This is a genomic window from Paenibacillus kobensis NBRC 15729, from assembly GCF_004000825.1.
GTDB classification, from domain to species: Bacteria; Bacillota; Bacilli; order Paenibacillales; family Paenibacillaceae; genus Paenibacillus_T; species Paenibacillus_T kobensis.
In genome coordinates, this window is sequence record NZ_BILZ01000097.1 from 1 (window position 1) to 12,360 (window position 12,360).

Here is a 12,360-nt window from a genome sequence, read left to right on the forward strand (position 1 = left end):
GTGAGTCGGAACAGAGGTTTGGTGCTGAGATATTATACAGGCAAGAGCCCGTTCCAGTGCTGGAGCGGGCTCTGTTCATTCAATGGTTCGGGACGTTAAAGGACGAGAGGACCTTTCCCATTTGATCAAGCGCCTCGATGGTGTAGGTTCTGACTGTTTCGATCGTGCCCACGAACCAGGAACGCGAGCCGTCGGGTCTATCGAAAATATCGGCCTTCCACTCGTTCCCCGCGTCGTCGATAACCCGAATGCTAGCAATGCCTGCTTGAAGGAGCTTGCCGGATAATAGAGACAGCTTATCGTACATCAGCTTGCCCTCAAACGTTACGCCAGGCATGACCTCAGTTCTGCTGTCTCCCCCTTTGGTGCTTAGAACGTTGAACCAGGCCGGTGCCGATCAAAGTATCGCCATTGAAATCAATCCATTGCAGCATGTCGATGCTGACTCTGGAGCTGTCCTCGGCTTCCGGCTGTTCCGAGTAGATCAAGACGAGGGCGCTGCGAAGACGCTTCTCTAACAGGATCCGCTTCTTCGGCTCGTCGCTGCCGGGCGGATTAAGCAGCGCATCCTGAATTTTCGATCGCAAATAAACGTAATCCAAGCGACTTTCACCTCCCGAAGAATAGACCAAAAAGACCGGCTCCCGGTTCACTTGGCGTATGAAATATTTAAGGGATGAGAATAATCGGTCCGTTCAGGATGAGAAAAGAGCCCTTGGCGAGCTGTTGGTTCAGCAGCGAAGGGCAGTGAATGCAGCAGAGAGGGCTGGGGTATGGATGCACCAATTCGATCGATTGCCGTTCAGGAACGGACAGGGCTGACTCCAGCAGCATATGGGTATGACAAGATAGCGAGCAACTGGGCAGCCATATGCTCGGGCGTAAATTTGAATCCGCCCCGTACCCACTCTACGATTAGTCCAAAGAGGGAGTAGGCGATGTAGCTGGCGAACAGATCGGGATCGATGGTGCGGCTGCTGGGTTCGTTAATCAATTGAACCCGTTTGACCAGCTGCTTCAAGCTGTCGCATATCCGATTCTGGAATCCGGGCAATGCATTGGAGTTAATGATGATGCGGTAGAAGTCCGCGTATAGATCCACATGCTTAAAGATAATGATGGACGATGTCGTCAGCTCGCTGACGACCAGCTTGTCCGTGTGCAGATAAGGCTCGTTATAAGCGCGGACCAAATCCTCAATCACATCGTTCATCAGCTCGCCGAGCAGCTCTTCTTTCGTCTGATAGTGCTTATAGAACGTGCCGCGGTTCAAGTCGGCCAGCGTTACGATATCGGTAATGGAGATCTGCTTGAAATCCTTGCTCTCCATTAGCTGAACCAGCGCGTCCTTCAACTCTCGCTTCGTCTTGTTTACTCTCCGATTAGGGGCAGACAACAGATCACCGCCTAAATGTTTATTAACTGCGCTTAACTATACAAATCGGAACGTAACGTTCACGATTGAACATTCGGGCCTTGGTTTGCATATTGCTCCTTAAATTATAGAAGAATAAACTGATAGTGTACAAATTCGCGAATGATGTAGAAGCATGGAACGTTCCAATGACAGCAATGATCGAATAGATGGGCAAAGGAGCCGATACGTCATGAAACTTCATAATCAGGTTGCAGTCGTTACAGGAGCCGCATCCGGCATGGGCAAAGCGATCGCAGAATTGTACGCCCAAGAAGGCGCGAAAGTCATCGTAGCCGATCTGAATCTCGAAGGAGCGGAGCAAGTCGCTCAAGGGATTGTGAGCAGCGGCGGCACCGCCAAGGCGTTGAAAGTGAACATCGCTCAGCTGTCCGATATCGAGAATATGATCGATACCGCTGTCAGCGAGTATGGCACACTAGATATATTGGTCAATAATGCAGGAATTATGGACGGGTTCGAGCCTGTCGGCGATATTACCGAGGAGAAATGGGACCGCATCTTCGACATCAACACGAAGGGCGTTATGCGGGCTACCCGCAAGGCGCTTCCGGTCTTCTTGGAGAAAGGGAAGGGCGTTATCGTCAATACCGCTTCGACCGGCGGGTATAACGGGGCGCACGCAGGCGCAGCTTATACAGCATCCAAGCACGCCGTAGTCGGTCTGACGAAGAACACGGGCTTCATGTATGCGGCCCAAGGCATTCGCTGCAATGCGATCGCTCCGGGAGCGGTTATGACGAACATTCAAGCTTCGATGAACGGCTTGAGCGAGTTCGGCGTAAGCCGTACGCGTCTGACGCAAGGCTTGATCCCGCGCGCAGGCTCGCCGGAAGAAATCGCGAAGGTGGCACTGTTCCTGGCCTCGGACGATGCAAGCTTCCTGAACGGAACGGTCGTCACGGCGGACGCGGGCTGGACTTCTGCTTTTTAAGCGATTGATTATAGCTAGAACAACAAGAAGGCACCCGCTGAAGGGTGCCTTCTTGTTTTCCCCGCTGCCTATTTGCCGACTAATACGAATACATTCTCGTCCGGGGCTTCCATGACGGCGATATGTCCGGACTCGGTTGCGAACGGGGTCCTGATCCATTGAATTTCTGTATTCTTGCGAAGTTCATTATAGGCCTGCTGAACATCCTCCACATCGATTTCGATTTCTGTGAAGTTAATATCGGGATGATTGCTTAGCACAAGCTCGGAGCTATTTTCCAACGGAAACTTTAAACCGATCAAGGTCCAAGTCAAACCATTCTCTAAAGCCCGTTCGATCTTCCAGTTCTCAATTAACCCTGCAGAGGTATAGAACGAAAGCAACTTCTCAATAGTTTTGGTATGAATACAGACGCAATCCAACTTTTTGAACATGTTGAGCCATCCCCTTCTTCATCTTAGTGAGCTTATTCTTGGGTGCTTGCTGGTACTTCTTCGTTGTATTTCTTGCAATGAAAATGTCTGGCGGCAGTCGAACCAGCTGCTTGCTTGTATTTCGTACAATGGGAAAATGAGCCCAACCGCCGAATAGCCTTGATTCCACCGCTAACTACAAACTTCCATTGTACGGAATGCAATGAGGCCTCCCCTACCGATCGAATGGCTTGTTTCCATTGTATGAAATACACTGAAGCATGCCGGGCAAGTACAAGAGTTGTGCCATCCCGACCGCACTTGTTAGTGTAGCGGACCGGGTTGCACCATTTCTTTACAATGCTTGCTCAGTTGGAAGCGGCAAGCCGATGCAGCATTCCGCAATCTCAGCTCCCCCAGCCATGTGGTATGATGAGGAGGAAATCATAGCGAATGACCGCCCAGCGCGGAATCAAGGGGATACGCTTACGATGAGCACGAGTCCGATTACAATAGGCATGTTCGCTCACGTCGATGCGGGCAAGACGACGTTGGCCGAGCAGCTGTTATACCATACGAATAGCATTCGAGAGCGGGGCAGAGTCGACCATAAGGACGCTTACCTCGATTCCCACGATATTGAACGGGCCAGAGGCATCACGGTGTTCGCGGATCAGGCCGTCATGTCCTATCAAGGCACGACTTATTATTTGATCGATACGCCGGGCCACGTCGATTTCTCGCCGGAGATGGAGAGGGCCATTCAAGTGATGGATTACGCCGTCCTCGTCGTCAGTGCGGTGGAGGGCGTTCAAGGCCATACCGAGACAGTGTGGCAGCTGCTGCATAAGCACCGCATCCCGACGTTCTTCTTCATTAACAAAATCGACCGGGTCGGAGCTGACGCAGACCGCGTACTCGAAGAAATCCGTCAGACCTTAACACCGGATGCATGCAGCATTACGGGATGCCTTACCGATCAAGGGGGAGTCGGCGAAGCGCTGCGCGAACATATCGCCGAGCGGGACGAGCAACTGCTGGAGATGTTTCTGTCGGGCGAAGTCAGCGATGCTTATTGGCTGGATGCACTGGAGCAAATGATTCGCGGCAGCCGGATCTTCCCGTGCGCAAGCGGGTCTGCGTTGCAAGATACGGGTGTCCTCGACTTTCTCGTTCAGCTGCACAAGCTGACCGCAACGAATTACGACAAGCGGGCACCATTCGGCGGACTCGTCTATAAAATTCGGCACGACCTAAGCGGCGTCCGGATGACTTATATGAAAGCGCGGAGCGGCACGTTGAAAGTCCGCGAAGAGCTGTACTATTCAAGCGGCGGGGAGAGAATCTGCGAGAAAATTTCGCGTCTTCTTCTCGTGAACGGAAGCAAGCTGCAGCCGGTCGATCAAGTAAGCGCCGGCGACTTGTTCGCGGTTGTCGGACTGACGGGCGCCGAGGCCGGACAAGGCACGGGCGCGGATTCGGATTCGGACAAGATTGCCTATGAGATGGTGCCGACGCTGACGTCGAAAGTCATTTTCCCGGAGTCGCTTCATGTGAAGGACGTACTGAAAGCTTTTCGGACGCTCGATGCCGAAGATCCTTCGCTGAACGTCATTTGGGAGGAAGGCTTGCAGGAGATCCATATTCACGTCATGGGTCTTATTCAGTTGGAAGTGCTGCAGCAGCTCGTGCAGGACCGGTTCCAATTCGACGTCTCGTTCGGCAGTCCGGAAATTATGTATAAAGAGACGATCGCAAGCACCGTGCGCGGATACGGGCACTTCGAGCCGCTCAAGCATTACGCCGAAGTCCATCTGCTGCTCGAGCCCGGGGAGCGGGGAATCGGGATCGCGTTCGCCAGCGACTGCCACGTGAACGAATTGAGTCTCGGCAATCAGAACGTAATCAGGACGCATCTGTACGAACGGGATCATCACGGCTTATTGACGGGCATGCCGCTGACCGATATTCGCGTCACGCTGCTCCGTGGCGCCGGGCATAATGAGCATACGCATGGCGGCGATTTCCGGGAAGCGACGTTCCGCGCACTGCGGCAGGGACTGGAGAAGGCCGACAACGTGCTGCTGGAGCCGTACTACGAGTTCAAGATTAAATCGGAGATCGACCATTTGGGCAAAATATTGTCCGACATCCAGCGCGCCTCCGGACGGTTCGACCCGCCGCAGACGACAGCTTCCCATGCAACCGTAACGGGCCGGGTGCCGGTAGCGACCTTCATGGACTACAGCGCGGAGCTTGCCGCTTTCACGCATGGAAGAGGGAGCATTCAGCTCATCTTCGGCGGCTACGACCGCTGTCATAATGAGCACGAGGTGATCGAGCGCAAAGCGTACCGGAAGGACGCCGACCCGATGTATACTTCCTCCTCGATTTTTTGCGCGAAGGGGCATGGGTATATCGTGCCTTGGGACGAGGCAGAGGCGAAGATGCATCTGCTTTGACGGCGGGTGGCGGGCAGCGGGCAGTATCCCTAAGGATACTAGGTGTCATAATGTAACTACTTTCGGACGAGCCGTTCAAGGCGTATGATACTTCTGCAGACATGTACAATCTACAACCGCATCAGAAAATGAACGATAACGGGGTGTTCCTATGAAAGTATTAGTAACCGGAGCAACGGGCCAGCTTGGAGCTCTTGTCGTTGAATCGCTGCTGAAATCGATACCGGCGTCGCAAATAGCGGTCAGCGTCCGCGACCCGCGCAAGGCAGAGCATCTGAGCGCGCTTGGCGTAGACGTCCGTCATGGCGACTTCGACCAGCCGGAATCGCTGGAGAAGGCGTTCGCGGGCATCGACAGACTGCTCATAATCTCGAGCTCGGACGTGCATAACCGGATTCCGCAGCATAAGGCTGCCGTCCAAGCCGCACAAGCGGCGAAGGTAGGCTTCATCGCGTATACAAGCGTATCGAACGCGCAGGACAGCGCACTGTTCCTGGCCGGCGACCACCGCGAGACGGAGAAGGCTATTATAAGCTCGGGCATCCCGTATTCTTTCCTGCGCAATAACTGGTACTTGGAGAACGAGCTGGGTACCGTTCAAGCAGTAGCGAACGGTGCGCCGTGGGTGACCTCCGCCGGAACGGGCAGAGTCGGCTGGGCAAGCCGCCGTGATTACGCCGAGGCCGCTGCGATAGTGCTTGCCGGAGAAGGGCATGACCATTCCGTATACGAGCTTTCGGGCAAGCCTCTTACGCAAGAAGAGCTTGTTGCGGCTGTGTCCGAGGTGATCGGCAAGGATGTGCCGGTGATGAAGGTCGATGACGAGACGTACGGCAAGATTATGAGCGATGCAGGCGTTCCCGATGCGGTCGTTCCGTTCCTTGTTGAGGTTCAGAAGGCCATTCGCGCGGGCTCGCTGGAAGTCGAGATCAGCGATTTCGAGAAGGTGCTAGGCCGACCGGTCACGCCTCTGAACGAAGCGCTGCGGGCAATTTTGAACGCATAGGAAGATTAGTTGAATCAGCGAAGCGAAGGTCATTCCCGTAGAGGGGATGGCCTTTTTTACGTGCATGCAGCGCCTTCTTTACAATACCTACATGTAACCTCAATGGATTCCTAACATATCGATAACCGTTAGTTAATAGATCGGAAGTAAGATAATTCCATGCTGAGAAAGCAAATGAAAAACAAAGTGGAGGTCTGTCGAAAGTGAAGAACAAGATGGTACTGTTTGTCGTATTTGCCCTTATGATCGGACTCATTGCAGGCTGCGGATCGGACAAGAAGGAGAACGAAGAGACGAGCACGAGCACCACTGCTTCTAGCAATGCGACAGAACCGGCTGACGGTTCGAAGGCTGAGGATACGAAGAGCGGCGGAACGGACGCGAACGCAGCAACAGCAACGGACGCTGCCAAGTCGATTAAAGAACTGAAAGTAAGCTTCGTGCCATCCAAAGATCCGAACGACATCATTACGGCTACGGGTCCGCTGAAGGATCTGCTCAAAAACCAGCTGGCGACGGAAGGCTATATCGTGGACAAAGTCAGCATCGACGTCGGCACGACGTACGAAGCGGTAGGCGAAGCGATGACGGCGGGAACGACGGACATCGGCTTCATTCCAGGCGGTACGTACGTTCTGTACGGTGACGGCGCGGACGTGCTTCTCACGGCTACGCGTGCAGGCCTGTCCAACGATTCGGATAACCCGAAAGATTGGAACGACAACAAGCCGACGGCGCCGACGACGAACCAAGCGAGCTACTACCGCGCTCTGTTTATCGCTGGTCCTTCAAAGAAAGGTCAAGAGCTGGCGGCGAAAGTGAACGGCGGCGAGCAACTGACGTGGGACGACCTGAACAGCGCGAACTGGGCGGTGATGTCGACGTCTTCGTCCGCAGGTTACATCTACCCGACGCTTTGGCTGCAAAACAACTATAAGAAGAGCCTGACGGACCTGGCGCACGTGGTCACTTCCGATTCGTACGCAAGCTCCTTCGCTCGTCTGGCTGCCGGACAAGCCGACGTCATCGTCTCTTATGCGGACGCTAGACGCGATTACGAGAGCAAATGGACGACGGACATGGCTCGCAGCAAGTCGATCTGGGATGAGACGAACGTGATCGGCGTTACGCAAGGCATCTATAACGATACGATCAGCGTGAGCAAGAAAGATCCGCTCATGACTGACGAGTTCCGCAAAGCGCTGCAGAACGCGTTCATCTCGATCGCACAGACGGAAGAAGGCAAGAAAGTCATCTCCATCTACAGCCATGAAGGCTATAAACCAGCTCAAACGACCGACTATGACGGCGAGCGCCAAGCGCAAGATCTCATTAAGAGCTTGAAGAAATAATAACCGCCTGATAGACGCAGCAGTTGTAACTGCATAAGTAATGACGAATAGAGATGAGAGCATCGGGCAAGCCGAATGTTCTCATCTTTTCCTAGTTCGAGACTATAGAATCGGGGTAGTTCTATGATCGCTTTCATCAACGTGGATAAGACCTATGCGAACGGCACGGCAGCGCTCAGCCAGATTAATTTGAAGATCGGGAAAGGCGAGTTCGTCGCGGTTATCGGCTTGTCCGGCGCGGGCAAATCGACGCTGATCCGCTGCATCAACCGGATGCACGACATTACCGGCGGCCAGCTGAACGTGGACGGCATCGACGTGTCGAAGCTGCGGGGCAAGCAGGTGCGGCGGCTCCGCCGAAGAATCGGCATGATTTTTCAATCGTTCAACCTTGTCACGCGAACGAGCGTCATCAACAACGTCCTCGTTTCGTTCGCGCCGGACCTGCCGATGTGGCGAAAGCTCACGGGCATCTACACGAGGGATCAGAAGCTTAAAGCGTTAGAAGCGCTTGAGAAGGTCGGCATTCTGGACAAAGCATTCGTGCGCGTCGACCAGCTTTCCGGCGGACAACAGCAGCGGGTGGCGCTGGCTCGCACGCTTGCGCAGAGCCCTGACATCATTCTGGCGGACGAGCCGATCGCCTCCTTGGACCCGGTGACGTCGAAGATGGTCATGGACGATTTCAAGCGGATCAACCAAGACATGAATATTACGGTCATCATGAACATTCACCATGTGGAGGTGGCGCTTGATTATGCGGACCGAATTATCGGCGTCCGGAAGGGTGCCGTCGTGTTCGACGGTCCGTCCGGCAAGGTGACGCAGGAGATTCTTGATTATATATACGGCGGCGGCGGTCCGAACGATGAAGCGGCGGCTTCCTTGGAAGAGGAGCGTAGCACTCATGTACGATAAAATATTCCCGCCCAAGCGAATCGTTCTTCCTAGCGGTAAGACGGTGCTGCAGCGGCGTACGAGAGTACCGCTCATCGTGCTGCTGTTAGCCGCCGCAGTTGCGTGGTCAGTGCAGTTGACCGAATTCAACCTGCATATGCTTGTGACGCGCATCGGCGAATTTTTCAAATTCATCGGCGATATGACCCCTCCGCGGTGGGATTACTTGCCTCATCTATGGCGCGCCTTAGCAGCCACGCTTCAGATGTCTCTGCTCGGCTCGATGCTGGGCTCCTTGCTGGCACTTCCGATGGCCGTTGCGGCATCAACCAACATTATCCGTAACCGGGCGCTCGTCTCACTGGCCAAAATCGTTCTCAGCCTGCTTCGTACGCTGCCCACGCTGGTGACAGCGCTCATCGCGACGTTCGTCTTCGGACTCGGACCGATGGCGGGCGTGGTGGCGATTATGCTGTTTACGGTGTCGTATGTCGGAAAACTGCTCTATGAGCAGATCGAGAACATCGATATGGGACCTTTCGAAGCGATGGAATCGATCGGGATGACTCGGCTCGAAGCATTTCGTTATGCCGTTATTCCTCAAGTGCTGCCTAGCTATTTGTCGACATCGTTATTTTGTTTCGAAGGGAACGTCCGGTATGCTTCCATCCTCGGCTATGTCGGAGCGGGCGGCGTCGGGCTGCTCATTAACGAGAATATTGGCTGGCGGGATTATGGGGGCGTCGGCATGATCATAACGGCGCTCATCGTGACGGTGTATGTGATCGAAACGGTCAGCGAGCATTTTCGCAAAAAGCTGATTTAAGGGAGACGTTCACGCTATGACGACACTAGAAAAACAACTGCTCGCTGCACCGAACAACCGCCGGTACAGGGTGACCGTTACGGCGATCGTCCTACTGCTGTTGGCGTGGTCGCTTGCTGCTGTCAGCTTCAAGGATATGAATGAAAGCGGCTGGAACATAGCCGTTCGTATACTGTCCGGCATTACGCATCCCGATCTGGACCTGCTGCTCAACGTATCGGAGCAAAGCGTACCTTACCTGCTGCTTCAGACGGTGGCGATCGCTTTCATGGGCACGATCGTCGGCGCCGTCGTGTCGGTGCCGCTCGCGTTCCTTGCGGCGTCCAATATCGTGCCGAAACCTGCCGCATGGCTGACTCGGCTGCTGCTTATTGCGATCCGGACGATTCCGGCGCTCGTCTACGGCTTAATGTTTATTCGCGTATCCGGGCCGGGGCCGTTCGCAGGGGTGCTGACCGTCGGCATTACGTCGATCGGCATGCTCACGAAGCTGTACGTGGACGCGATCGAGGAATTGGACGTGCGTGTGCTTGAGTCGATGACGTCGATCGGCTGCACGACGTTCGAGAAAGTGCGCTTCGGCATTATACCGCAGCTGCTGTCCTTGTTCTTGTCGGTGACGATCTACCGGTTCGACATGAACATGCGCGAAGCGTCGATCCTAGGGTTGGTAGGCGCCGGCGGTATCGGCGCGCCGCTCATCTTCGCGATGAACAGCTACAAGTGGAACCAGGTCGGATCGATTCTGATCGGACTGGTCATTCTCATTCTGCTTATCGAGTGGATATCGAACAAGCTGCGGGCGCGGCTCGTCCAAGGGTAGAGGGCGGGGGCGCTCCGGGCGAAGCCAAGAGGCACGTTCACGCGGCGCGGGTGTATCGCACCGCATGCCAACTAGGTGCCTAATGGCACCTAGTTGAGCATGAATGCGTCGCCGCCCGCTATCCGACGACTTTCCAGTTGTGATCGCAAGCAGCGCGGACTGTGCCGTGCTTCCGGATATAGTCGGCGATAATTTCGGCCATGTCCGTTGTCACTTCCCGCACCACCGGCTTGTCTTTCATCATGTCGAAATTGCCTCCGCCTCCTGCGCGGTAGCTGTTCATCGCGACTTCGAAGGAGGCATCCTGCTCCATCGGCTCCCCGTTCCACAGCAGCTTCACGACACGCTGGCCCTCTGGTTGCGAAATATCAAGCATGTACTCGATGCCTTCCCACATATCGTAGTTGAAATGCTGCGGCTTCGGCTCCAGATAAGCCGTGCTGATCCGCAAGCCTCCGGTGCGCTCATCCAATTCGAAGTAACGGGCATTCTGTTCGAGCGCTTCCCGAATATCGCGGCCCATCAGACGGATGACCTTAAGCGTGTTCGGATACATGTAGTTGGACACAACGTCCCGCATCGTAATTTCCTTATCGAACCCCCGCGCCTCATCGGTAAATATCGAAGCGCACGAGATCGGAGCGTCCATCGTCTCCATCTGCACCCGGTTTACGAATTCGGTGAATGCGTGATCGGTCTGCCGCGCCGCGAAAGGATCAGCGATCGTCAAGTCCCCTTCGGCTATGCCGATCGGCTGATCGAGCCATTGCTGGGTGAGCCGCTCGTCCTCGGCGAACATGTCCATCAGTTCGCACTCCGGTTCCGTATCCTCCTCCACCATCAGCAGCTCTGCCGCTTTATGGCGAAGCGTCCATCGGCCATCCGCTGCAAGATCGAACGTCAGCCCGATCTTGGCGAGCGCCTGGCCGGCGTAGCCAGGCTGTGCGATCGTTACTCCGTTCAGTTCGCCCGCAATCAGCCGATGCTGATGGCCGGTCAACAGCACATCCATCCCTTCGAGCCGGATGCACATCTCGTAGCCTTGATTTTCGCCCGTCAGCGGTTCGGTCGCTTCTCCGGTCGACAGGCTTCGCTCGAAGCCGCCGTGATAGCTGACGATGACCGCATCCGGGCGTTCGTACTCGCGAATATGCGTAATCCAGCGTTGAGCTGCGCTGAGCGCATCGTGGAAGGCCAAGCCCTCGATATGGCTGGGCCTCTCCCAGTTCGGAACGAAGGGCGTCGTTACGCCGAGCACGGCAATTCGGATGCCCTCTCGCATTTCGAATATCCGGTAGGGTTGGCCGAATGCCGGCTGCCCGTCCGACTCCCGTACAATATTGGCGGACAGCCAAGGGCACGAAGATTGCTCCATCACATCGCTTAGCAAGCCAAGGCCATAGTTAAACTCATGGTTGCCGATCACGGCCGCATCGTAACGAAGCGTCTTCAGCGCTCTTGCGGCAGGATGCGTGCCGTTCCCCGCGCCATTCGCATAGCGGGACATTAAGGGCGAGCCTTGCAGCCAGTCCCCGTTATCGATGAGCAGCAGCGACGGATCAAGGCTTCGCTCCTTGCGGATAATGCCCGCAAGCTTCGCCATTCCGAGCGGCTTATTCCCCGGGCTCCGGTAATCGGTCGGATAGATGAAACCATGCAGGTCGCTCGTTTGCAGAATCGTGACGGCAACGGAATGAGGCATATTCAAGGGGGAGTTCCTCCTGTCTGAATGAATGAAATCTATAGTCACGACAAAGTCGCGTTTGTACGGATGCGGCCAGATGTGTCCCGATGTGTCTTGATGCGGTCTGATGCGGTCTGATGCGGTTTGATGTGTCCTGATGCGGTCTAATATGGCTTGATGTGGTCTGATGTGTCCTGATGTGTCCAAATGTGGTCTGATGTGTCTGATGTGACCTGATGCAGTCTGATGCGGTCTGATGTGTCCTGATGTGTCTGATGTGACCTAATGTGTCTGATGTGACCTAATGTAGCCTGTTTGTGATTGGAGCTGCTCTGAACGTTGGAAAGCTTCGTTGCACTCCGTACAACGAAAAGAGCCGATATGTTCGGATAAACAGATCTCATTGCACTTTATACAACGCAAAATGACAGTTACCCCCGCGCTTTTGCGGTTGTTCGGCGGTGGCGGCAATTGTGCGTTGTACGAAATACAACGAACCGGTTCCGTTGAGCGGTAATGGACAGATTT

At 54.8% G+C, this 12,360-nt stretch carries 12 protein-coding genes; 7 read left to right on the forward strand and 5 right to left on the reverse strand.

Annotated elements, in window-relative coordinates; all coding sequences use genetic code 11:
• Positions 1-79: 79 nt before the first annotated feature.
• The 3 genes from PKO01S_RS27450 to PKO01S_RS27460 all read right to left on the reverse strand — a co-directional run bounded on the left by PKO01S_RS27450 (position 80) and on the right by PKO01S_RS27460 (position 1,396).
• Entirely contained in the window at positions 80-337 is a 258-nt protein-coding gene (locus PKO01S_RS27450; RefSeq protein ID WP_127534630.1) for a hypothetical protein, read from the reverse strand.
• 4 nt (positions 338-341) lie between these two features.
• Entirely contained in the window at positions 342-602 is a 261-nt protein-coding gene (locus tag PKO01S_RS27455) for a hypothetical protein (protein WP_127534631.1), read from the reverse strand.
• Positions 603-802: 200 nt separating this feature from the next.
• The gene (locus PKO01S_RS27460; RefSeq protein WP_127534632.1) at positions 803-1,396 is read right to left on the reverse strand and encodes a TetR/AcrR family transcriptional regulator; all 594 of its coding nucleotides are present in this window, start codon (positions 1,394-1,396) and stop codon (positions 803-805) included.
• Positions 1,397-1,607: 211 nt separating this feature from the next.
• Between PKO01S_RS27460 and PKO01S_RS27465 the strand changes: the two genes are divergently transcribed.
• Positions 1,608-2,369, forward strand: a complete 762-nt coding sequence (locus PKO01S_RS27465) for an SDR family oxidoreductase (protein ID WP_127534633.1) — start codon at positions 1,608-1,610, stop codon at positions 2,367-2,369.
• Positions 2,370-2,437: 68 nt separating this feature from the next.
• Here PKO01S_RS27465 and PKO01S_RS27470 read toward each other — a convergent pair whose 3' ends face one another.
• Complete coding sequence (locus PKO01S_RS27470; protein ID WP_127534634.1) at positions 2,438-2,803, reverse strand: VOC family protein; 366 nt, start codon at positions 2,801-2,803, stop codon at positions 2,438-2,440.
• A 470-nt stretch (positions 2,804-3,273) separates the two neighbouring features.
• Here PKO01S_RS27470 and PKO01S_RS27475 point away from each other — a divergent pair, with 470 nt between their 5' ends.
• The 6 genes from PKO01S_RS27475 to phnE (PKO01S_RS27500) all read left to right on the forward strand — a co-directional run bounded on the left by PKO01S_RS27475 (position 3,274) and on the right by phnE (PKO01S_RS27500) (position 10,148).
• Positions 3,274-5,244, forward strand: a complete 1,971-nt coding sequence (locus PKO01S_RS27475; protein ID WP_127534635.1) for an elongation factor G — start codon at positions 3,274-3,276, stop codon at positions 5,242-5,244.
• A 151-nt stretch (positions 5,245-5,395) separates the two neighbouring features.
• Positions 5,396-6,250, forward strand: coding sequence for an SDR family oxidoreductase (locus tag PKO01S_RS27480; RefSeq protein WP_127534636.1), 855 nt, complete (start codon positions 5,396-5,398; stop codon positions 6,248-6,250).
• Between the two features lie 203 nt (positions 6,251-6,453).
• Complete coding sequence (locus tag PKO01S_RS27485) at positions 6,454-7,602, forward strand: phosphate/phosphite/phosphonate ABC transporter substrate-binding protein (protein WP_246070761.1); 1,149 nt, start codon at positions 6,454-6,456, stop codon at positions 7,600-7,602.
• A gap of 123 nt (positions 7,603-7,725) precedes the next feature.
• Positions 7,726-8,520: a phosphonate ABC transporter ATP-binding protein gene (gene phnC, locus PKO01S_RS27490; RefSeq protein ID WP_127534637.1), complete on the forward strand. Its 795-nt coding sequence runs from the start codon at positions 7,726-7,728 to the stop codon at positions 8,518-8,520.
• Positions 8,510-9,325 (forward strand): phosphonate ABC transporter, permease protein PhnE, encoded by an 816-nt coding sequence (phnE, locus tag PKO01S_RS27495; RefSeq protein ID WP_127534638.1) that lies wholly within the window; start codon positions 8,510-8,512, stop codon positions 9,323-9,325. Before phnC ends, phnE (PKO01S_RS27495) begins: the two co-directional genes overlap by 11 nt.
• Positions 9,326-9,341: 16 nt before the next feature.
• The gene (phnE, locus tag PKO01S_RS27500) at positions 9,342-10,148 is read left to right on the forward strand and encodes a phosphonate ABC transporter, permease protein PhnE (RefSeq protein WP_127534639.1); all 807 of its coding nucleotides are present in this window, start codon (positions 9,342-9,344) and stop codon (positions 10,146-10,148) included.
• A 118-nt stretch (positions 10,149-10,266) separates the two neighbouring features.
• On the opposite strand, the gene PKO01S_RS27505 is transcribed toward phnE (PKO01S_RS27500), so the two are convergent.
• Positions 10,267-11,850, reverse strand: coding sequence for a bifunctional metallophosphatase/5'-nucleotidase (locus PKO01S_RS27505; protein WP_127534641.1), 1,584 nt, complete (start codon positions 11,848-11,850; stop codon positions 10,267-10,269).
• Positions 11,851-12,360 lie beyond the last annotated feature (510 nt).